General features: G+C 65.5%; 24 protein-coding genes. 13 read left to right on the top strand and 11 right to left on the bottom strand.

What is annotated here, in order from left to right:
• Nucleotides 1-300 precede the first annotated feature (300 nt).
• Both V5A38_RS09630 and V5A38_RS09625 read right to left on the bottom strand, forming a co-directional pair.
• Entirely contained in the window at nt 301-1,098 is a 798-nt protein-coding gene (locus tag V5A38_RS09630) for an ABC transporter permease (RefSeq protein ID WP_332325548.1), read from the bottom strand.
• A 62-nt stretch (nt 1,099-1,160) separates the two neighbouring features.
• The gene (locus V5A38_RS09625; protein ID WP_332325547.1) at nt 1,161-2,255 is read right to left on the bottom strand and encodes an ABC transporter ATP-binding protein; all 1,095 of its coding nucleotides are present in this window, start codon (nt 2,253-2,255) and stop codon (nt 1,161-1,163) included.
• Nucleotides 2,256-2,492: 237 nt separating this feature from the next.
• On the opposite strand from V5A38_RS09625, the gene V5A38_RS09620 reads away from it, so the two are divergent.
• Both V5A38_RS09620 and V5A38_RS09615 read left to right on the top strand, forming a co-directional pair.
• A complete protein-coding gene (locus V5A38_RS09620) occupies nt 2,493-2,918 on the top strand; it encodes a hypothetical protein (RefSeq protein ID WP_332325546.1) in 426 nt (141 codons plus the stop codon).
• 72 nt (nt 2,919-2,990) lie between these two features.
• Nucleotides 2,991-3,773, top strand: coding sequence for an enoyl-CoA hydratase/isomerase family protein (locus V5A38_RS09615; protein WP_332325545.1), 783 nt, complete (start codon nt 2,991-2,993; stop codon nt 3,771-3,773).
• Nucleotides 3,774-3,797: 24 nt separating this feature from the next.
• On the opposite strand, the gene V5A38_RS09610 is transcribed toward V5A38_RS09615, so the two are convergent.
• Nucleotides 3,798-4,073 (bottom strand): hypothetical protein, encoded by a 276-nt coding sequence (locus V5A38_RS09610; protein ID WP_332325544.1) that lies wholly within the window; start codon nt 4,071-4,073, stop codon nt 3,798-3,800.
• A 117-nt stretch (nt 4,074-4,190) separates the two neighbouring features.
• Here V5A38_RS09610 and nucS point away from each other — a divergent pair, with 117 nt between their 5' ends.
• The 3 genes from nucS to V5A38_RS09595 all read left to right on the top strand — a co-directional run bounded on the left by nucS (nt 4,191) and on the right by V5A38_RS09595 (nt 6,609).
• Complete coding sequence (gene nucS / locus V5A38_RS09605) at nt 4,191-4,946, top strand: endonuclease NucS (RefSeq protein ID WP_332325543.1); 756 nt, start codon at nt 4,191-4,193, stop codon at nt 4,944-4,946.
• Nucleotides 4,947-4,979: 33 nt separating this feature from the next.
• Nucleotides 4,980-5,510 (top strand): 50S ribosomal protein L16, encoded by a 531-nt coding sequence (locus V5A38_RS09600; protein WP_332325542.1) that lies wholly within the window; start codon nt 4,980-4,982, stop codon nt 5,508-5,510.
• An 88-nt stretch (nt 5,511-5,598) separates the two neighbouring features.
• Nucleotides 5,599-6,609 carry a PfkB family carbohydrate kinase gene (locus V5A38_RS09595; RefSeq protein ID WP_332325541.1) on the top strand — a complete coding sequence of 337 codons (1,011 nt, stop codon included), beginning with the start codon at nt 5,599-5,601 and terminating at the stop codon, nt 6,607-6,609.
• A 36-nt stretch (nt 6,610-6,645) separates the two neighbouring features.
• On the opposite strand, the gene V5A38_RS09590 is transcribed toward V5A38_RS09595, so the two are convergent.
• Both V5A38_RS09590 and V5A38_RS09585 read right to left on the bottom strand, forming a co-directional pair.
• Nucleotides 6,646-8,112 (bottom strand): NAD(P)/FAD-dependent oxidoreductase, encoded by a 1,467-nt coding sequence (locus V5A38_RS09590; protein WP_332325540.1) that lies wholly within the window; start codon nt 8,110-8,112, stop codon nt 6,646-6,648.
• Between the two features lie 94 nt (nt 8,113-8,206).
• Nucleotides 8,207-9,157, bottom strand: a complete 951-nt coding sequence (locus V5A38_RS09585) for a sugar kinase (protein ID WP_332325539.1) — start codon at nt 9,155-9,157, stop codon at nt 8,207-8,209.
• Nucleotides 9,158-9,325: 168 nt separating this feature from the next.
• Here V5A38_RS09585 and V5A38_RS09580 point away from each other — a divergent pair, with 168 nt between their 5' ends.
• Complete coding sequence (locus V5A38_RS09580; RefSeq protein WP_332325538.1) at nt 9,326-9,526, top strand: HVO_0649 family zinc finger protein; 201 nt, start codon at nt 9,326-9,328, stop codon at nt 9,524-9,526.
• 88 nt (nt 9,527-9,614) lie between these two features.
• Here the strand turns inward: V5A38_RS09580 and V5A38_RS09575 are convergent, their stop codons facing one another.
• Nucleotides 9,615-9,860 (bottom strand): hypothetical protein, encoded by a 246-nt coding sequence (locus tag V5A38_RS09575; RefSeq protein WP_332325537.1) that lies wholly within the window; start codon nt 9,858-9,860, stop codon nt 9,615-9,617.
• Nucleotides 9,861-9,919: 59 nt separating this feature from the next.
• Between V5A38_RS09575 and V5A38_RS09570 the strand changes: the two genes are divergently transcribed.
• From V5A38_RS09570 to V5A38_RS09550, 5 genes are all read left to right on the top strand, one after another.
• Nucleotides 9,920-10,162 (top strand): hypothetical protein, encoded by a 243-nt coding sequence (locus V5A38_RS09570; protein ID WP_332325536.1) that lies wholly within the window; start codon nt 9,920-9,922, stop codon nt 10,160-10,162.
• Between the two features lie 100 nt (nt 10,163-10,262).
• Nucleotides 10,263-10,985 carry a fumarylacetoacetate hydrolase family protein gene (locus V5A38_RS09565; protein WP_332325535.1) on the top strand — a complete coding sequence of 241 codons (723 nt, stop codon included), beginning with the start codon at nt 10,263-10,265 and terminating at the stop codon, nt 10,983-10,985.
• Nucleotides 10,986-11,100: 115 nt separating this feature from the next.
• Nucleotides 11,101-12,006: an NAD(P)-dependent oxidoreductase gene (locus V5A38_RS09560; RefSeq protein ID WP_332325534.1), complete on the top strand. Its 906-nt coding sequence runs from the start codon at nt 11,101-11,103 to the stop codon at nt 12,004-12,006.
• Between the two features lie 69 nt (nt 12,007-12,075).
• On the top strand, nt 12,076-13,182 hold the full coding sequence (locus V5A38_RS09555) for a 60S ribosomal export protein NMD3 (RefSeq protein WP_332325533.1): 1,107 nt from the start codon (nt 12,076-12,078) through the stop codon (nt 13,180-13,182).
• An 87-nt stretch (nt 13,183-13,269) separates the two neighbouring features.
• On the top strand, nt 13,270-13,725 hold the full coding sequence (locus tag V5A38_RS09550; RefSeq protein WP_332325532.1) for a hypothetical protein: 456 nt from the start codon (nt 13,270-13,272) through the stop codon (nt 13,723-13,725).
• 246 nt (nt 13,726-13,971) lie between these two features.
• On the opposite strand, the gene V5A38_RS09545 is transcribed toward V5A38_RS09550, so the two are convergent.
• Nucleotides 13,972-15,819: an ATP-dependent DNA helicase gene (locus V5A38_RS09545; RefSeq protein ID WP_332325531.1), complete on the bottom strand. Its 1,848-nt coding sequence runs from the start codon at nt 15,817-15,819 to the stop codon at nt 13,972-13,974.
• 126 nt (nt 15,820-15,945) lie between these two features.
• Between V5A38_RS09545 and V5A38_RS09540 the strand changes: the two genes are divergently transcribed.
• On the top strand, nt 15,946-16,188 hold the full coding sequence (locus tag V5A38_RS09540; RefSeq protein ID WP_332325530.1) for a ferredoxin: 243 nt from the start codon (nt 15,946-15,948) through the stop codon (nt 16,186-16,188).
• Between the two features lie 74 nt (nt 16,189-16,262).
• Nucleotides 16,263-18,683 (top strand): DEAD/DEAH box helicase, encoded by a 2,421-nt coding sequence (locus V5A38_RS09535; RefSeq protein ID WP_332325529.1) that lies wholly within the window; start codon nt 16,263-16,265, stop codon nt 18,681-18,683.
• A 150-nt stretch (nt 18,684-18,833) separates the two neighbouring features.
• Here the strand turns inward: V5A38_RS09535 and V5A38_RS09530 are convergent, their stop codons facing one another.
• The 4 genes from V5A38_RS09530 to V5A38_RS09515 all read right to left on the bottom strand — a co-directional run bounded on the left by V5A38_RS09530 (nt 18,834) and on the right by V5A38_RS09515 (nt 20,830).
• On the bottom strand, nt 18,834-19,220 hold the full coding sequence (locus V5A38_RS09530) for a universal stress protein (protein WP_332325528.1): 387 nt from the start codon (nt 19,218-19,220) through the stop codon (nt 18,834-18,836).
• 45 nt (nt 19,221-19,265) lie between these two features.
• Nucleotides 19,266-19,916, bottom strand: a complete 651-nt coding sequence (locus tag V5A38_RS09525) for an Sjogren's syndrome/scleroderma autoantigen 1 family protein (protein WP_332325527.1) — start codon at nt 19,914-19,916, stop codon at nt 19,266-19,268.
• A 131-nt stretch (nt 19,917-20,047) separates the two neighbouring features.
• Nucleotides 20,048-20,425: a NifU family protein gene (locus V5A38_RS09520; RefSeq protein ID WP_332325526.1), complete on the bottom strand. Its 378-nt coding sequence runs from the start codon at nt 20,423-20,425 to the stop codon at nt 20,048-20,050.
• A gap of 66 nt (nt 20,426-20,491) precedes the next feature.
• On the bottom strand, nt 20,492-20,830 hold the full coding sequence (locus V5A38_RS09515; protein ID WP_332325525.1) for a DUF5783 family protein: 339 nt from the start codon (nt 20,828-20,830) through the stop codon (nt 20,492-20,494).
• Nucleotides 20,831-20,904: the final 74 nt, after the last annotated feature.

Below are 20,904 nucleotides of genomic sequence, written 5' to 3'. Positions count from 1 at the left end.
ACCTCACGAGTTTCAGTACCGGATCACAGTTGCAGAGCTGAATCGACCTATCAGCTGATGCCTGTTAGCCCGGTCGGTTCCGCTGTGGCTCCTGTTTGCCGGGATCACCAGCCGCGATAGGGCTCCTTCTCGGGGCATCTGTCGCGTACGGAGTGGCTCCGTGGCCAGTGTTCCAGACCCCCGGTGGTCAATCGTCAGCCGCATGCAGCTCGTCCTTGTGGTGTTGGGTTCCCAGTGAACAGGAACCCGGCGAGATACCAATCACCAAGCCGTCATCTCCGTGTGGGGCGACCGGGCGGCTCAGTAATCACCGAGTACGCCCAGCCGTCGTGCGCGCCCTGTCGCGTAGTGGAAGACGACGTAGCCGCCGAGAAGGTAGCCGAGGGCGACGGCGACCAGTAATCCAAGCTCACTGAGCCCGAACTCCCAGAGTCTGGTCCCGTCAACCATCGCTCGTTGAAGCAGTGCGCTCCCGTGAGCCAGCGGCAGAAAGCGAGTCCACGGCGCGTCCAACACCGGCGCGGAAATCAGGACGATGAAGCCGAACTGCAACAGGTTCAGCCAGTTACCGATTCGCTTGTAGAGAACGGTGATACCGCCAGCAGCAAACCCGAGTCCCAGTACCGAAGTGATCGCTAACCCAGCGACAGTGACGATGGTGATGGGGTCGAGACTGAGTGTCGTGTCGGTGAGAAGGAGCATCACTGCGAGCACGATTACGGAGGTGAGGAACGTCCGGACAACCTTTGCCACTCCTTTCAGCAACGCAACCGGTGCAAAGCCGAACGGCGTGGTGATGTGGCGTTCGAGCGTGCCCCATTGGACTTCGCTACTGATGTCATTGGACACTGAGGAGTACGCGCCGACCGAGAGGGTCCACAGGAAGTAACCAACGATGATTCCTTCGATGGAGTCGGTAAGCGCTTGACCGGCCACCATCCGTCCGCCGTAAAAGAGGACGCCGAAGAAAAACAGCGCGACGACGATTCCACCGACGGCATTGGCAGGATATCGAACGAAGATCAGGAACTCACGATACAGAACTGCTCGTGCGAGATGATAGTATGTCGCCGGTCGCGGGGTGTCGTGCTCGTCGATCGTCTTCGATGGTTCTGACTCATCGGACGACGTCGATGCGGGGTTTCGGGAGTCAACGCTTGTCACGACGACCACCTCCGCTCACCGGCTGAGCCGACTAGCCCGCCTGCGTCGCCAGTCAGAGTGACAAATACGTCTTCCAGGTCAGGTTCGACGGTTTGGACGTGATCGACTGTGATCCCTGCCTCACGAAGAGAGTCCATCAGTGTGTACAGCTCGTCGCCGGCTGCCGCGACCTCGATGCGGGCACGGTCACCGTCCCACTCCACGTTGTGCATGTCGAACTGTGTCCGAAGTGCTGTGATGGCTTCGTCGTCAAACTCCGGACTGGTGACCTGGACGGTGTTTCGACCGGCCCGCTGTAGCAGTGCATCAACCGTATCGTCGGCAACGATCTGTCCACTGGACATAACGATGACTCGGTCACAGACGTCTTCGATGACGCTCATGTCGTGGCTGCTGATGACGATGGTGAGTCCGTCCTCGCTGGCAAGGCGGCGAAGTTCGCTCCGGAGCGTCCGGGAACTCTCCACGTCGAGGCCAAGGGTTGGCTCGTCGAGGAAGACGAGTTCGGCACCGCCGGCGAGCACGCTCGCTAGCGAGACTTTCTGTTTCATCCCACGTGAGAGGTCCCTGACGGCTGTGTCGGCTTTCTCGGTGAGACCGAGGCGATCCAACAACCGGTCGTGTCGTGCTGATACTGAATCCGGGTCGACCCCGCTGATCGTTGCGAAATATCGGAGATTCTCACGGACGGTGAGTCGCCAGTAGTCGTTTCGCGCGCCTTCGAGCATCGCGTCGACGTCTCCGTATACCGCTTGTCGACCGTCATCCACGTCAGCACCGAACACCTCAACCGATCCCGTATCCGGAAGGACGATTCCGAGGATACTTTTGATGAGTGTGGTTTTGCCGGCACCGTTCGGGCCGAGGAGACCGACGACGGAACCGCGATCGACCGTGAAGCTCACGTCGTCAACTGCGAGAACCGCATCGTCACCGCTGCCAAATCGCTTCGAGGTTTCATCGACGACGAGTGCTGGCGTGTTTGTGGCCTTCGGCCCATCGGCACGGTTGCGATCGTCGAGGGCAGCATCACGGCTTCCGTCGCCTGATTCGTCCTTTGGTTTACGACCAGTCGATACGCTGTTTCCCATTACTCGTAAATCCGGCTCTAAACGGATAAGCAACACCGTAAAACGGCGAATCTCGGGAGACGCCATGCGCTCTCAGTATCTCCCGATGAGTGACAGGCAGGCGATCACCGCTACACAGCTATGAGTAGTCAGGGTCGACTCGCTCTTCAGAGACTGCAATCGGCATCGCCTCCTTGTCTACGTGACTCTGGAGTGATGGCCAACGCTCTTCGGGCACTGTCCCCACTGTTCATTCAGATGCGTACCCCTCACTCTCCCCTCGCCCGGCTCAAGCAGCCGCTGCTCTATCTGATGGGTCCGATCTACGTCGGTGCGGGCCTGCTCCATTTCGTCTACCCGCACGCGTACGCCCAAATTATCCCGCCGTTCCTCCCCCAACCGCTCGCGCTCGTCTACCTCTCGGGAGTCGCGGAGGTCGCCCTCGGCGTCGGCGTGCTTCTGCCCCGCACCCGCAGAATTGCCGCGTGGGGACTCGTCGCGCTACTCCTGGCAATCTTCCCGGCGAACATCTACATGGCGACCAGCGACGTGGTGATTCAGGGCGGCCCAGACTGGCTCGGCGACCCCTCCGACGTCGTGCGGTGGGGGCGACTCCCGTTCCAGGTCGTCTTCGTCCTCTGGGCGTGGTGGTATACGCGCCCGCTACCCGACGACGCGGAGTAACGGCACATCCGAGGTGAGTGCGCCCTCGCGGTGGCCCGATACGTCTTTGGACCACCCCGCCAAGAACCGACTATGACCGAATACGGCCCATACCGCCACATCAGTCTCGACGAAACGGACGGCATCGTCACCATCACCATCGAGCGCCCGCAGAAACACAACGCGCTCAACACCGGCGCGATGCTCGACCTCCAGCGGGCGTTCGCCGAGCTCCAGTTCGACCGCTCGGTCGACGCCGTCGTCGTCGAGGGCGCGGGCGAGGAGGCGTTCTCCGCCGGCGCGGATATCGAGCAGTATGCGGGACCGAGCGAGGAGCACGACCCGATGCAGAAGGAGCGCCAGGAGCGGTTCTACGACATCTACCGGGAGCCGTTCGAGTGCCACGCGCCAGTTATCGCCAAGATCGACGGCTTCTGCGTCGGCGGTGGGCTCATCTTCGCGATGTACTGTGACCTGCGGATCGCTTCCGAAGGCTCCCAGTTCGGCGTCCCGACGGCAAACATCGGCCAGATTCCGACCGGCGGGGCGACCCGACGCGCGGTCGAACTGGTCGGCGAGGCCACAGCGAAGGAACTGGTGTTCACCGCCGGCTACGTCGACGCCGAGGAGGCCCACCGCGTCGGGCTGGTGAACGACGTGGTCGAGCCCGAGGCGTTGGATGACCACGTCGCGGAGCTGGTTGATGCGATGCAGAACACCGGGCGGGAGGCGGTGAAGAACTCGAAGCGGGCCATCAACGCCGCTGCGGAGGCCGCGGAGCCGGAGGCGGCCCGCGAACGGGAGGCGAAGCTCTGGTGGGAGCAGTTCGCGACCGACGAACGACGCGAACTCGTCGACAAGTTCACCGAAGAGTAGCCTCCCCCGAACTGCTGGGGCGGTTCAGGCGTTCGTGTCGGCTGTTTCGTCGTCCGCTGGCTCGCCCGACTCCGCAACGCCTGTCTCCTCCGGCTTCTCCTCGGCGAGCGCTGCTGAGCCCTCCCGGTCGGGCTCACCGGGTTCTTCGGCCGCTCTCCTGACACCACCGACGATACTCTCACCGGGATGCTCGTCGCCTTCCTCGACATCTATGCCGGAGAAGGTGAGATACAGCATCGAGCCGATTATGAGGACGAGGAACGCGATACCGCCGATGTAGGTGAATATTGGGTCGACCATACCCTCTCTATCCCCCGGGGGGACTGTATGTGCTACGGCTTTCCCCGGCGAGTCGCGGAGTACGCGGCGAATCCGGTCGACCACTGGTCATTTGTTCGCTCGGCACCAACAGAGCGTGTGAGCGTTACCACCCTCCACCGGCCGGCCCACCGCGACGCGCTCCATGCGCTTTCGAGGGCGTTCGACCGTGGGGAGATGGTTACTGTGTTCGGCCGCTGTACGGTCGAGTACGACGGTCGCGCCGCGTCCTCACTCGGTCCGGGCGACCGGCTGCTCGTGCTCAAACCCGACGGCACCGCGCTGGTCCACACCGACGAGAAGCGCACGCCGGTGAACTGGCAGCCACCCGGCTCAGAGCATCGTGCGGCCATCCGGGACGGCCGCCTGCGGCTGCGAAGCGAGCGCGAGAGCCCGGAGGAGCGTCTCGACGTCCGGTTCGAGGAGATCCAGCAGGTCTCTGCACTGCCGGTGACAGGCGGGCGCGCCGTCGACGTCCACGGGAGCGAGGAGGATCTCCGCCAGCGGGTGCTCGAGGAGCCCGAACTGGTCGAACCGGGGTTCGAACCGGCGGCGACGGAGCGCGAGACTGCTGCCGGCCCTGTCGACGTGTTCGGCCACGACTCCGAGGGCCGCCCGGTTATCGCCGAACTCAAGCGGCGACGCGTCGGCCCGGACGCTGCGGGCCAGCTCGCTCGCTACGTCGACGCGGTGGAGCGGGAGGTCCCGGACGGCGTCGATGTCCGGGGGGTGCTCGTCGCGCCATCACTCACCGAGCGGGGACAGGAGCTGCTCGCGGAGCGTGGGCTCTCGTTCGTCGCGCTGGCGCCGCCGGCGGGGAGTGAGCCGGAAGTGGGGACGCATCGAAGGCTTTAATCACTGGCTGGGCCTCAACAAAGCCAAGTAGCCATGTCTGACAAGCCCGCCTCCATGTACCGGGAGATCAACAAGCCGTCGTTCACCCGCAAAGAGTATATCACCGGTATCCCCGACTCGAAGGTCGCCCAGCACAACATGGGCGACCTGCAGGCCGACCCCGATGATTACTCGGTCAAGATCTCCCTCCGGCCCGAGGAAACGCTCCAGATCCGCCACGGCTCGCTCGAGTCCGCGCGGCTCTCGGCGAACCGCCACCTGCTGAAAGAGCTCGGCGAGGGCAACTACAAGATGGTCCTCCGGAAGTTCCCCCACCAGGTGCTCCGCGAGAACAAGCAGGCGACCGGCGCCGGCGCCGACCGTGTCTCCGACGGGATGCGCCAGGCGTTCGGGAAGCCCATCGGCACCGCCGCCCGCGTAAACGAGGGCGAGAACATCTTCACGGCCTACTGCGAACCCGAGCAGGCCGACGCGGTCAAGGAGGCGTTCCGCCGCGCCTACAACAAGATGTCGCCGCCGTGCCGCATCGTCGTCGAGGAAGGCAAGGAGCTGCTCGTTCGGTAATCTCCTTTCTGGTTCTCACGGTCTCTTCTGCACGAGCATCGCTGACCGGGAGCGGCGCCTCTTTGGTGGCGCCGGTGAACTCTCACATATGCCCTATCAGCGTCTGGCCGAGCGGCTCGCAGGAGGCCCCGACCCGACGGTGAGCACGTTTCCCGACGGGAGTATCGACCGGTACTGCCGGCTCTCGGCAGGTGCGCTCGACCCGATCGAACGCCGCACCACGTTCGCCCGCGAAGCGAGAGTCGGCGGCCGGAAAGCGTTCGGGCTCACCCCGAACTGGATCGAACCTGGCGGCCAGGCGGTTAACGTTGCTGACCAGGCCCACGAACTCGGCGCCGAGGTCACCTGCTACGGGCATCTCGACGACGAGGTCTTCGACGACCTCCCGTTCGACACCGTTTCGATGGGAGAGCCGGCTATCGTCAACGTGCTCGATTTCACCGACAACGACCTGCTGCTGGTCGAACACTCGCCGGATATCGCCGACTGGACGCTCGACACGCTCCGACACGCGGCTCCGCTTCCGGAGGTGTTCGGCGTCGACGCCATCGTCTGCTCGAACTGGGTTTCCGTGCCGAACATGGCCGACGCGTTCCACGCGCTGGCCAAGCAGGAGCTTCCACGGCGCCCGTTCGTCTTCGACCCCGGTGACGTGATCGGAAGTGACCTGGAGAGCCACCGTGCGCTCCGAGCAGCCGTCAGCGCGCTCCAGGAGACGTTCGACGTCGTCATCTCGGTCAATCGGGCGGAGCTCCACTCACTCGCGGCGGCACTGCCGGAGCCGCCGGCGTCGCCCGTAACCGATCGCGACCGGGCGACCGCGCTTCGTGAGACGCTGGCGGTCACTGCAGCGGTGAAACACGGCGAGCGGGAGGCGCTGGCCGCCACCGACGATGGCCTCGTCGCCGTCGAGAACCCAATCGTCGATGACCAACGGCAGACAGGTGGCGGCGACCGTTTCGGCGGCGGGCTGGCAGTCGCACTGGGGTCGGGCTGGCCCTGGGAGGTCGCGCTCGCCTGCGGGAACGCCTGTGCGAGCCGGTACGTCTCCACCGGTGAGACGGCGACGGCCGAAGCGATCCGAGCGTGGCTGGAGTAGAACGGGTGTGGCCGGCAAGCGGGCGACTCGGCTGGGTTACCCCGGAAGCTCTGCTTTCGCCTCGCGCACGAGCCCGTCGAGGATCTCCGGCGTCGTCGGGTGGAACGCGCGGTCGGGGATCTCCCGGACGTCGAGCCCCATCTCCACGGCGAGCTGGAGCGTTTTGGCCATCACGTCAGCGTGGTAGTGGAGCCCCTGATAGCCGATGACCGTGCCGTCGCGGTCCACGACGAGCTCAGCGAGGCCGCGACCGACCTCTTTCACTTTGAACACGCCGTCGTCTTCGGCGCGCCGGCGGACGACGATGGGGTCCGTGTCGGGTTCGCGCCGCGCCGTTTCGGCGGTGTGTCCGACCCGCGCGTAGGGGTAGACGCCCGCTCCGGCGAACATCACCTGGTGCGGGGTGAATCCGAACGTTTCGACCGGCCGGCCACCGGCGTGGGCGAGGATGTTCTGGCCGGCGAGCTCGCCCTGCTCCTTGGCGATGTGGAGCAGCGGCTCCTTCCCGTTGACGTCGCCGGCGAAAAAGAGGTTCTCGGCGGCGTTCGCCTGCATCGTGTCCCGAACGTAGTCGCCGTCGGCGGTGACGCTCGTGTTCTCCAGGCCCAGTCCCTGAACGTTGGGCCGTCGGCCGGTGAACAGGAACAGCTCCTCGGCCTCGACGACACGCTCTGAGCCGGCCTGTGACTCACAGATGAGCCGGACGCCGCCGCGGGCGGTCGCTTCGAGTTTCCGCTCCCGTGTGCAGGTGAGGATGGTGATGTCGAACTCCTCGCGGTAGATCTCCATCGCCACATCGCCGAAGTCGGGGTGAGCCTGGTCGAGCGGACGCTCGTCGTGCTCGATAACGGTGAGGTCGACGCCGGCCTCCGCGAGATACGGCGCCATCTCCATCCCGACGTAGCCAAAGCCCATCACGATACCCGAGTCGGGAAGCTGGGTGGTGTCGAGCAGCTCAGCTGAATCGCGGTAGGGCACCTCGTCGATACCTTCGATCTCGGGGACGTTCACGACGCTCCCCGTACAGACGGCCGTGTAATCGGCCGTGATGGTCCGGCTGGGCTCGGCATCACCCTCGAACTGCCCGTGGCTGTCGGCTTCGAGCGTCTCCCCTTCGTAGAGTTCGACGACGTCGTCGTCGGCGAAGCGGGCGGTTCCCTGGACGAACTCGACGCCCTCGGTTTCGGCGAGCTCCTCGACGTGCGAGCGGCGATGGCGCGCGAAGTTCCCCGTGTGCTGGTCCTTCTTCGAGATGACGGCGTCCAGGTCCAGGTCGTGGGCGCGGCCGTCGAGCCGGTCGTCCGACCGGGCTTGATAGCGGTGCGCGGCGGCTGAGATGACCTCTTTGGATGGCATACAGCCCCGGAGAATACAGAGCCCGCCGCCTGGAGTGCCATCGTCGACGAGCGTGAGGCGGTCGATCTCTTCGCCGATGTGGCCGACGAGCCTGTCAGCGACGGCGACGCCGGCGCTCCCATACGCGCCGATAATGACGATGTGCATAGCGTGGTACACGGTCGACTACCCAAAAGGAGTTCCCCCTCTCCGACTCGGACGGAATCAGTTCAGCCAACGACACGCCGTAGTTTTCTGGACCTTAGCGGTTCGCTCCCTGCCCAGCAGCTAGCTGCTCGACTCGCTCCCCTGGGACGTCGACGGCGTCGCCGTCGAGCGTCTTCGCGAGCGCGCAGGCGGCGGTCGCCCACGCGAGCGAGTCGGCGATGCCGTGACCATCGATTCGTCTCGCGAGGAAGCCACCGACGAACGCGTCCTCGCTTCCCGCGGCGTCGACCGTCTCGCCCTCGATTGCGGTGGCCTCGTGCACCTCGTCGTCGTGCACCGCCACAGCGCTCCCGTTGTCGCGTGTCAGCACGACCGTTTCGAACCCGTAGCTGGTCCGAATCGCGTGAGCGATTTCGATGGGGTCGCCCTCCTCGCCGAACACGGCACCGGCCTCCGAGAGCATCGCGAACAGCACGTCGACCTGTGGGAACAACGCCTCGCAGGCCGTTCGGGCCTCCTCGCGGGACCAGCTGCGCTCCCGGTAGCGCAGATCGAACGTCGTCGTCGTATCGGCCTGGCGTGCGGTCTCGAGTAGCGAGGCGACCGCCGAAGCCGCCCGCTTGGAGCGCGCGGCGGTGATGCCGGTAACGTGGAAGTAGTCGGCGTCACGGACGATCCCCAGGGGCAGGTTCCCGGCGTGAACCTGGGTGAATGCAGAGCCCTGGTCGTCGTGGACGACGGTGCGCCCGCGCGGCTCAGCCCCGGGGTCAACGAACGCCGTGGCGAGTCGGTCGTCGCTGCCCGCCCACGAGACACCTGTGCGGACGCCCTGGCTCCGCATGTCGGCGACGACCCGCCGACCGAGTGGTGAGTCCGGGAGCCGCGAGAGCCAGACGGCATCGCTACCCAGCCCGGATGCTGCGACGGCGGCGTTGGCCTCGGGTCCGCCGGTCCCCGCGTCGAACATATCGGCCCGCGTTATCTGGACTCCGCGGCGTGCGCGGAGGCGGAGCGTCGCCTCTCCGAAACTGACGAGGTCTGTCATACCCCGACCGACAACCCCCGAGGTGAAAAGTCCTCCCGGCGCTCCTCCATCGTGAATGGGGGGTCTTCCCCGGCAGCGACGGGTTGCCAGCGGCTGAGATTGTCGTAAACTATCAGACTCTCGAAAAGTATCCCCGGTAGTTTTGCCGGTTGCGTTCCATGTTACCGTATGTCACAGCATCAAAGCCGGTCCGCGTTCGAGCGACTCGAGAATCACTACAACGCCACCGAACGCGTCTGTCCGGCGTGTGGCTACGAGGAGGAGAGCGATAGTTGGGTCGGGAAGACGAACGGAGCGAGCGCCCGTTACAGCCGTGAGTGCTCGAGCTGTGGCGCCGTCCAGGAGTACACGCTCACCTTTCCCGAATGACCCGTTCCGTTTGCCGTCTGCCCGTTTTCCCGTCTCGTCATTGCTCGTGAGTGCGACCGACTCCACCGGGAGTGCCTGGTGGTTCGTGCTACTCTGTCAGCGGCAGGACCAGCCCGAAAAGCAGCGCCCTGCGAACGAACACGAGGAGCCCGATGACCGCGAGGTCGAAAAAGGGCGCCTCATCCCACGCCGGCAGCGAGACCGACTGGCTCGCGTAGCCGCCCAGTTCGCCGGCGACGAGAAGTGTCTGTCCGAGTCGTACGCCCCGCTTGGTGTACGTTGGATAATCGATATCGCCGTACTGACCAATTGTGCGTCTCCGTTTCCCGCCCACAATCACCAATCTTTTGAAACATCCGAAACCCATTTATCACTGAACCCGCTTGCTGGCGTATGAAAGCGGAACTCGTCGAACCAGCCGTCGAACTCGGAACTATCCTGCTCTACGCACTGCTCTCCTCCCTGCTAACCGTCGGCGGACTGCTCTCGGAGCTCTCCGCTGTGGGCCGATTCAGCACCGGAGAGGTCGGTATCGGCGTCTGGCTCCTGTTCATGGGGGTTGTCGGCATCTACGCCGGTGTCGTGCTCGTCGGGCGGGATATCGTCTGGCAGCGACTCACCGAGACGGTCGCGTAACTGGTTCTTCCGGCTGCGTTCCCCCGACCGTACCGCTCCTCGCTAGCCGAGACCGGCGTCCAAACCGAACCCCTATGTTCACGACAAGAGACACCCGGGTATGCGACTTGCACGTATCCGGACAGACCACGGCGTCGTCGCCGGCGAATACGAGGACGGCATCGTCACGAGCGATGGTGAGACGTACACGGTCGGCGAGGACGGCGACCTCGTCGCGCCGTGTGAGCCCTCGGCGCTCTACTGTATCGGCCGCAACTTCGCCGAAACGCTCGAACAGAAGGGGTACGAGCGCTCCGACCAGCCGACGTTCTTCATCAAGCCGCCCGCATCAATCGTCCCTCACGAGGCGCCGATTCCATATCCGACGTTCTCCGAGGAGGTAACGTACGCGGGCGAACTCGCGGCGGTCATCGGCGAGCGGTGCCACGACGTCTCACCCGAGGCCGCGGCGGACGTCGTTCGCGGCTTCACCATGATGAACGACGTCGACGCGCTCGACCAGCCGGGGCTCACCTCCCGGAAGGCGTTCGACGGCTCCGGCCCCCTCGGCCCGTGGATCGAAACCGACGTCGACCCGCGGAGCCTGGAGATGCACACCGATATCAACGGCGAGCGCCGGCAGGCAGCGAACACGGAGCTGATGCTCTGGGGCCCATACGAACTGCTCTCGTTCCTCTCGGAGCGGTTCACCTTCCAGCCGGGCGACGTCATCGCGTTCGGGAGCCCCGGGAACCCCGGAACCATCGAACCGGGCGACGAAGTCGAGATTACCTACGAGGGCATCGGGACGCTGCGGAACACCGTGGCGCCGCCGCGAGAGTAGCGGCGACGCTGGTTTCTGCTCGCTGCAACGGACCCCGAACCAACGTCTGCTCTGTAGCGGACGGCGGCTGCTCCGGAACCCACACCGACTTGTCTCCGGCATTCTGACTACCGCCATGGATACCGTCATCGTCACTGGCGGCCGGGGAAGTTCCGGCCGCTGGGTCGTCGACAGCCTCCGAAGACAGTTCGAGGTCGTCGTCGTCGACCACGACCACCCGGGGTTCGGTGCAGCTCCGGTCGGGAACGTCGACTTCCGGGCTGCGGACCTAACCGATCGCGGTGCTGTCCGTGAACTCGTCACGAGCGTTGCTCCCGATGCAGTGGTCCACTGGGGCGCCATCCCTGCACTGGGGCGCCACCCCGAAGGGGAGGTGTTCGAGAACAACACGCTCGCGGCGTACAACGTGCTCACGGCTGCGGGCGAGGTGGGGGCCAGAATCGTCCAGGCATCCAGCGACGGCGCCTACGGCTTCTTCTTCGCTGAGGAGACGCCGCTGCCCGACGAACTCCCGATTACGGAGGCCCACCCGCGCCGCCCGGAGGACGGCTACGGGCTCTCGAAAGTCGCCGCCGAGGCGGTCGCCGCCGGCGTGGCCCGCCGCCACGACGTGCAGGTTGCCTCGCTTCGCCCGTCCTGGATTCAGGAGCCCGGGGGCTACCCGTGCCGGGACCCCGACTACACCGAGAATCTCGGTGCCGGTGCCGGCAACTACTGGTCCTACGTCGACACCAGGGACGTTGCTGAACAGGTGTCCGCCGCGCTGACGACGACGTTCGCCCCCGGCGGCGGCCACGAGGCGTTCAACTGCGTCGCCGCCGATAACGCGCTCGGCGACCCCCTCGAAGCGCTGCTCGAAACCGTGTACGGCACTGTCCCCGAAGCTGGACCCGGTGTCGACGGCGACGGCTCGGCCTACAGTGTTCAGAAAGCCGAGGACCTCCTCGGCTGGACGCCCGAGCACTCCTGGCGCGAGGCCGTCACCGAGGACGTGCCGCGACCGGAGCTGACCCGGGACTGAGCGTTCGAACCGTCGAAAACCCGACCCGTATGCGCGGCCCTTATCAGTCAGAACCGCCCAGGTCCGGTAATGAGTAAGTCGGGCAACTTCTGCCCTCAGTGTGGCGACGACGTGCCCGAGCGGCCCGAACCGCTCCCCGGTGAGCCGCGGGACCGCGACGCCGCGCTCTGTGACGCCTGCTACTTCGAGCAGTTCGAGATGGTCGACGCGCCCGACCGAATCGAGGTGCTCGTCTGTTCCCGCTGCGGCGCGGTCCACCGCGGTAACCGATGGGTCGACGTCGGCGCGAAGGACTACACCGACGTCGCTGTCGACGAGGTGAGTGAGGCGCTGGGTATCCACATGGAGGCCGAGCAGGTACAGTGGGGCGTCGATCCGGAGCAGGTCGACCAGAACACCATCCGTATGCACTGTACGTTCTCGGGAGTCGTCCGGGAGACGCTCGTCGACGAGCAGGTGGTCGTTCCGGTGAAAGTCTCCCGTGGGACCTGCAAACGCTGTGGGCGTATCGCCGGCGGCGCCTACGCTGCCGAGGTGCAGATCCGCGCCGAGGAGCGCGAACCGACGACGGCCGAGCAGGAGCGCGCGGTGGAAATCGCCCACGAACTGGTCGACGAGCGCGAGGGGAAAGGCGACCGAGAGTCGTTCATCACCGAGGTCGACGAGACCAAAGACGGGACGAACATCAAACTCTCGACCAACAAACTGGGCCGGGAGCTTTCCCGCCGGGTAACTCGGAAACTGGGTGGTGATTTCGAGGAGTACGCGACCCTCGTCACCGAGGACAGTGACGGCAATGAAGTGTACCGCGTCACGTTCTCGGTCCGGCTCCCACGCTACCGACCCGACGAGATTATCGACCCCGCTGACGGCGACGGCCCGGTGCTCGTCACCTCCGTCACGGGGAACCTGAAAGGAACGCGGCTGACATCTGGCGAGCGCTTCGAGGCCCGCTTCGAGGACGAGGACGCGCCTGATGCGAAACGCCTCGGCAACCGCGACGGCGCACAGGAGACCACTGTTGTCGCCGTCGAGGACGAACACGCTGTGCAGGTGCTCGACCCCGAGACGTACGAGACCGAGAGCATCGCCCGGCCGGAGTTCTTCGAGCCCGGGATGGAGACCGTGCCCGTGCTGAAGTCCCGGTCGGGGCTACATATGGTCCCCGAGGAGTAAGCGCAGGCGAAACCGCTGGTCGGGACACGGTACAAACGCTCTTTGTGCCTTCGGAGGCTACTTCGCTGAGCGGATGCTGGTCACCCTATGCGACGTCGCTCCCTCCTCGCGACGCTTGCGGCCGCCACCGCCTGCTCGGTCGCCGGCTGTACTGGACTCACTGGCCCCATCGCCCAGCGCTCGTTCGAGATCTGTGACACTGACTGCGACTGGGAACCGAAGACGCCGGACCCGGGCGGGGACCCGATCGTCGAGCGGTCCCCGGACGATCTCCGGGTTACCATCTACGGCAACATGTACGTCGGCTCGAGTTCCTGCGACCGGGCCGTGCTCGAAACCGTGGAGGTGGCCGACAGCACGCTCCGCGTCGTCGTCGGCGTCGGGGACAAAGTGGACAATCCGATGGGCGGCTGTACGGCCGACATGGGGACGGACAAGTACCGCGCGACGTTCCAGTTCCGGGAGGAGATGCCTGAGCAGGTCGTTGTCGAGGAAGATGCTGCGTACGACCCGGAGCCGTCGGAGACGGCGACCGAGAGCTGACGGCGTGAAACTGAAGACGCTACGACCTGTCTCTCGGGTATGGACTGGAAACAGCTGCTCGCCATCACCCTCGTCGTCCTGATGATCGGTTCCTCGTTCGCGTACGCGCTGGCGCTGTAGGCGGCACATTCGTTTTCGGCCGTCGCCCGGACACGTCAGCGTGGGGCGACTGTTAGCCGTCGCCCGGACACGTCAGCGTGGGGCGACTGTTAGCCGTCGCCCGGACACGTCAGCGTGGGGCGACTGTTAGCCGTCGCCCCACACGTCTGACAACGGGTGGTTCTTCCGCTTCTCTTCGTCTGCCTCCGTCCGGTTCGACGGCGTCCCGCCGCTGGAGCCACCCGCACGCGAGCCGTCCGACCCCTTCGACGACCCGTTGGGGCGCTCGCTTCGGGTCGGCTGTGAGCGCCGGCCCGCGTAAGCGTCGGGGTCGGCGTCGATGCCTGCGAGCGCCGCCTCGGGGTCGGCCGCCGGCAGCGACGGGGCCGAAATCCGGTCCACCTGGTCCTCGAACCAGCCCGGCATATCCGTTCGTGCGCGGTCGAACAGGTCGAGCAGCGAGTCGTCAGCGAGATAGGTGGCACCGTAGTCGTCCGGGGAGCGTACCACTCGGCCGCAGCCTTGAATGACGGTTCTGAGTGCGGCGCGGTAGTACCACGCCCACTGGCCATCCTCCAGTCGCTGCTCGACCCGGGAGTCCTTCGTGTTGAGATACGGCGCCTTACAGAGCACCTGCCAGCGACAGCGCTCGCCCTCCAGGTTCAGCGCCTCTTCCATCTTCACCGAGAGGAACAGTTCCGGCTCGTCGCTGGCTTTCCACGCTTCGAGCTGCTCGTCGCGGTTCTCCCGGTCGTGCACGCGTATCCGCGGGCCGACGCCGCGGTTCGCGAGGAGCTCTGCCAGCGTCTCCTGAATCCCGTAGGAGTGGCAGTGGATCAGCCCCTTCTCGTCGGCATGTTCTGCCATCAGACGCACGAGCACGTCCCCGACCGTCGGCAGCGTCTCGTCACGGTGCTCGTAGGTCATCTTCCCCTGTGTCACATCGTAGAGCGGCCGGTTCTCGACGGGGAACGTGTGTTCGACCTCGACCATCGCGACGTTCTCGGGGCTGAGGCCGACGCCCCGGCAGAACGCCGCCTTGTTGAGCATGGTCGCCGACAGCAGCGCGAACTTCGAGCCGCGGTCCCAGACGGTGTGCTGGAGATATTTCGCCGGATCCATCGGCTTGATGCTGATGGCGCCGCCGGCGCCGTCGGGTTGGTCGACGACCCACGTCGTCGGGGAGTTCGGCTCGCGGTACTCCTCCGTGAAGTAGCTGAGCTCGCTGATGAGCTCCTGGAGCCGGTCACGGCGGGCGGCCTCCTCCTGTGTGAGTTCGGCTTTGGTGAGCAGTTCGTCCTTCCCGGCTGCACAGCGCTCCAGCAGCTGTTCGGCGAATCGGACGGCACCCTCGACAGGGTCGCCTGCCTCGTAGACGTCCGGGACATCGATGTCGTCCCAGACCGGGACGCGACCGGGGCTGAGGTCGACCGTGGCGTACATCTCGGCCCACTCTGCGAGTCCGTGTGCCTCGTCGATGACGACGACGTCGCGCATGCGGAACACGTCGCTGCCGGCGGTCTGCATGAAGTACGCGAGCGTCATGGCGGCGATGGGGCGATTGCTCGCGATGGCCCGGTCCGAGAAATACGGACAGCGGTGCCGGACGGTGCAGTCGAAGCCGCGCTGGCGCACACAGGGCGCCTGATCGACCGGCGTGTCGTGCTCGCCTGGGAGGATGCAGTTGTAGTTGTTCTTCCCCCGGATGACCCGGAAATCGTCAAGCAAATGATCACTCTCGACGTCGTCCAGCTGGCTCACCTGTGGCGTGGTGTAGTAGGCGCCGGTTGGTTGGGCGGGCGCTGCTTCCTCGACGGTTCGCGCGGCGCCCATGATTGACCGGGCGAGGAGAGATTTGCCGCTCCCGGTTGGCGCGCGCACGAGCACCACGTCGTTCCCGTCGGCGAACGCCTCGCGAATGTCCGCGAGCGCCTGTTCCTGGGCACCGCGGAAGGAGGGGGCGGGGAACGAGTCGGGAATGCGGGCGGGTTCCACTCTACATGGAGGTTTGCCGTCGGAGGAATGAATGTAGCGACTCGGGTGTTCTGGGTCAGCTCCTGAAGCGCTCGTACCCAATCCCGACCGAAACCACTTACCATCTGACCGGTCCAACAATCGCACATGTACATCGAATACGACCGGGACACCTGCATCGGGATGTTCCAGTGCGTCGCCGAGTGGGACGGGTTCGAGAAGGACGAACACGCCGGCAAGGCCGTCCTCGTCGACGGCGAGGAGGAGGAAGAAGACCTGTTCGTCCGCGAAATCCCGGAGGACGCCGAGTTCGACGCGAAGTTCGCCGCGCGAGCCTGCCCCGTCGACGCCATCGCCGTCTACAACGACGACGGCGAGCAGGTCGTCTGAGCCGAGAGCGGTCGAGTTTCAGTTTCACCACGCTCTGCGAACCCTTATCGGCGAGCGCGCCCCAGTCGTAGCAAATGGCGGCCACCGACGACGTCGCCCGCATCGACCACCCGCTTCTGACCTCCGGCTTTCTGGAGCGTCGGCTTTACCAGCTCCAGCTCGCCGGCACCGCCCAGAAGGCGGACACGCTGGTCTGTCTGCCGACCGGGCTCGGGAAGACCACCGTCTCGCTGCTCGTCACTGCCGAGCGTCTCCAGAGCGTCGGCGGGAAGGCGCTGATGCTGGCGCCGACGAAGCCGCTGGTCCAGCAGCACGCAGATTTCTACCGCGAAGCGCTCCAGATCCCCGATGAGGATATCGTCGTCTTCACCGGCGAGGTCCGGCCCGAGGACCGCGCAGCGCTCTGGGAGGACGCACAGATCGTCATCGCGACGCCGCAGGTCGTCGAGAACGATCTCGTCGGCAACCGCATCTCGCTCCGGGACGTGACGCATCTGACCTTCGACGAGTGCCACCGCGCGACCGGCGAGTACGCTTACGTTTACATCGCCGAGCGCTACCACGCCGACGCCGCGGACCCGCTGGTGACGGGGATGTCCGCCTCCCCCGGCGGCGACGAGGAGGCGATACTCGAGGTCTGTGAGAATCTCGGTCTGCAGGAGGTCGAAGTGATGACCGAGGAGGACGCCGACGTCGCCGAGTTCACCCACGACACCGACGTACAGTGGGAGCGGGTCGACCTCCCTGCGGAGATCCTGGAGATCCGCGACCTCATCAACGAACTCATCTCCGATCGACTCGAGGACCTGAAGGAGCTGGGCGTCACCAACACCACACAGCCAGACCTCTCCCAGAAGAAGCTCAACGGGATGCGCGCGGAGCTCCAGAAACTGATCAACAACGACCAGAGTGAGGGGTACCAGGGGATGAGCACCCACGCCGAGGTGATGAAGCTCCGGCGGGCGGTCGAACTCGTCGAAACCCAGTCCGTCGAGTCCGTGCGGCGCTACTTCGAGCGCCAGCGCGAGGACGCCCGCTCTTCGGGTGCCTCGAAGGCGAGCCAGCGCATGGTGAGCGACCCGCGGGTGCGGCGCGCGATGCGGAAAGCCGAAACGTTTGATGACCTGCACCCGAAGTTCTCGAAAGCCCGCATCCTGCTGGCCCAGACCCTTGGAATCGGCGAGGGCGAGCGAGTCATCGTCTTCACCGAGTCCCGGGACACCGCCGAGGCGCTGACGGAGTTCCTCGGACAGAGTTTCGAGACCCGGAAGTTCGTCGGCCAGGGCGACAAGGAGGGGTCGGACGGGATGAGCCAGAAGCAACAGCAGGAGCGCCTCGACGCCTTCCGGAACGGGGAGTTCGAGGTGCTCGTCTCCACCTCGGTCGCCGAGGAGGGGCTGGACGTGCCCGAGGTCGACCTCGTCATGTTCTACGAGCCGGTCCCCACCGCAATCCGCTCCATCCAGCGGAAAGGCCGAACCGGACGTCAGACCAAGGGGAAAGTGGTCGTCCTGCTCGCGAACGACACGCGCGATGAGGCGTTCTTCTGGATCTCCCGGCGGCGCCAACAGGAGATGGAAGACGAGCTTCGGAAGCTGAAAGGCGTCGCCGAGGAAGTCGAGGAGGAACTCGACGACTCCCAGCGCTCGCTGGGCGAGTTCAACGGCGGCTCGACGGGCGAAACCAATGAGAACGCCGCCGAACGGCTCGACCCAGGACTGACTGATTTTGCCGAGGAGACCGATTCCGGGGCAGACACTGAGACAGCCGACGCCGAGGACGACACTACTGCAGTTGCCGAGTCGGAAGGCATCGTCGCCACCGTCGATTCGGACACGGACGAGGACCACGTCGAAGTGGTCATCGACCAGCGTGAACTGGACTCGCCCATCGCCAAGGAGCTCTCCCGGCGCGAGGGGGTCGAGACCCGACTGGAGACGCTGGCTGTCGGCGACTACGTGCTCTCGGACCGCGTCGCAGTCGAGCGCAAATCCGTCTCGGACTTCCTCGACACGCTGACCGGCGGCGACCGCTCGATGTTCGAGCAGGTAGGTGATCTCGCGCGAGCGTACGCCCGGCCCGTCGTGATTCTCGAGGGCGAGAACCTCTACGACGAGCGCAACGTCCATCCCAACGCGATTCGTGGCGCGCTCTCCTCGCTCGCGATCGATTTCGACGCGAGTGTGCTTCGCACGGAAGATGAGGACGACACTACCGACCTGCTGGAGGTGCTCGCGACCCGCGAGCAGGAGACCAGCGACCGGACGGTGTCGGTCCACGGGGAGAAATCCGGGAAAACGCTGGCCGAACAGCAGGAGTACGTCGTCGGCAGTGTCGCCGATATCGGCCCGGTCACCGCGCGCTCGTTGCTGGAGGAGTTCGGGACGGTGGAGGCGGTGATGACCGCCCGGAAGGAGGATCTGATGGACGTGTCCGGTGTGGGTGAGGTGACCGCCGACCGGCTGCGGGAGGTCGTCGGCAGCGAGTACGAGTAGAACCGACGACGGCGAGCGACCTGTCGCGCGCTGCGTCGCGCGACGACGGAGCCCATGCCGTCGTCGTGTAACCGACAATCGAGCGAACCCAGTCACGGCGAGCGACCTGTCGCGCGCTGCGTCGCGCGACGGGACGACTTCGATATGCGCTCAGGAAACTACAGTCACCGGGAGGTCGCTCGCTCGAATAATGGTGATGGCAGCGCTGCCGAGTATCGCCGTTTCGGCGGTCCCGAGCTGGCCATGGCCGAGGACGATATGGTCAGCGCCCAGCTCTTTGGCCAGGCGTAGTGCCTCCTTCCCGACCTGTGCGGCGGCGCGCACGTCGAACCGGTCGGTGAGTACGAGTTCGGGGTCCACTGGCGACTCTCCCAGCGTCTCGCAGGCGCCCGCGAGCACCTGTTGGGCTGCTTCGGTCTCGGTGTCTGAGAAGTGGACGACGTGGAGGCCTCCGTGGTAGTCGTCCGCAAGCTGAATCGCGAACTCGAGCGCTCGACGGGATGCATCGGAGGCGTCGATGGGCACGAAGACGTCCATATCAGTGGACGAAGTGGTGGCGAGTGAAAACGGTCCGTCGCCGGATTACCGCTCCAGCGCCGCGAGCGCCTCGGCGGCCTCTTTCGAGGCTTCGAGCCACGCCTTCGCAGTCCGGGGGTCCGTCGCCCCGGTGGCGTTCCGTGCCGTCTCGGTCACCGCGCGTCGGAGCTCTGCACGTGGGTCACTCGTCGCGGCGCCGCGCTCCGTTGGCTGGGGAGTTCCCCGTTCGACTGGCTGTTGGGGACTCCCGTCCTGCTCGTCTGCTCGGCCGATTACTTCGGCTCCTTCAGGAAGCTGGGCAGCGGTGCGGGCTGCTGTGGCCTCCGCCTCCGCGGCAGCCGGCGTCTCAGCCGCGTCGGCGGCCCGCCCTTGGTCGGCCTGTCGCTCAACACCGGCTTCCTGAACCCGCCGTGGCTCCTGGTTCGACTGGGGCTGGGACTCGGGAGCGGGCTGATCGTCTGGAGCCTGGGACTGTTCAGCAGCTTCGGCCTCGGCGTCACCGCAGGTCGGACAGAACGTCTGGCCGTTATCGCGAAACAGCGGGTCGCCGCAGTTGTCGCAGTGTTTGTTGGTCATCGTCGCGCCCTGCAGCAGCAGTTCGCTCATGCGCTGGGTGGCGCTGCGTTTCTCCTCGTCGTCGGCGAACTTCTCCCGGAGTTTCTCCCGTTCGGCCTCCTTGTCGAACTCATCGCTCATACGTCGATGAAGGGCGCTCGAGGGGAAAAGTCCGCGGGGATGGCGCGCACTGGCAGGAACGGGGAGAGAACCAGCCGGGGGAGCAGTCGCTCACAGCCTGAAAACACGGGGAACGAACCGAGAAAACCGGGTTAGAACGGGGCCTGCGGACCTTCGTCCTCTTCGCTATCGTCACCGTCGCCACCGGGGAAGGATGGGCTCATGCCGTCGCTGCTGGTGCCGCCGAGGTCGCCGTCGCCGCCGGCGGCCATACCGGTGTCGGCCTCGACTTTGTCGATCTCGGGGATCTCCTTGACCATCCGGGACTTGATCGCCTGAATGGTCATCGGGGAGATACCACAGCCTGAACAGGCGCCACCGAGCTGGATCGCGACCTCGCCCTCCTCCCGGTCGAGACGCTGGATGGCCGCCGAGCCACCGTGCATCTGAATCTGCGGGAAGTTGCGGCGCAGGAAGTTCGTGATACGGTCGCGCAGGTCGTCGTCGCCGGACTGACTCTCCGTGCTCATAGCCAACGGTTAGTGACAGGGCTGCTTATGCCTTTGGTTCGTCTCAGTTCCGCCGGCAACGCGTTCTTAGTTGTCCGTGTCGTCGGGACGCTCGACGCCGAACAGCTGGTGGAGTTCGGTCTCGATCTCGTCGGTGTAGACCGCCAGCGTCGCCGATAGCTTCTCGTCGTCGGCGAGCACGCCTGTCACCCGCTCGACGGGGCTCTCGGGGAGTTCGATAGAGAACTCGCCGTCCTCGAAGTGGGGCTCGGACTCGTTGAGCACCTGCTGGTCGAGCGCGTGGATGAGGTTGGAGTCGTACTCGTCGTTCATCGTGTTGAACGCGTTCTTGTAGGCACGCTGGAGCTGCGTGAAGTGGTCACGGTATTTCTCCTCCTCGAACGTCTCGGGGTCTAAGTCGGCCATAGCTTACCTACCGGGGACTGGGGGAAAAGTGAGGCGAAAGGATTCCGACGGTACGGGCAACCGTCGGAGGCGAA

Source organism: Halolamina sp. (assembly GCF_036626355.1).
Taxonomy (GTDB): Archaea; Halobacteriota; Halobacteria; order Halobacteriales; family Haloferacaceae; genus Halolamina.
This window is presented reverse-complemented; position numbering and strand designations above follow the sequence as displayed.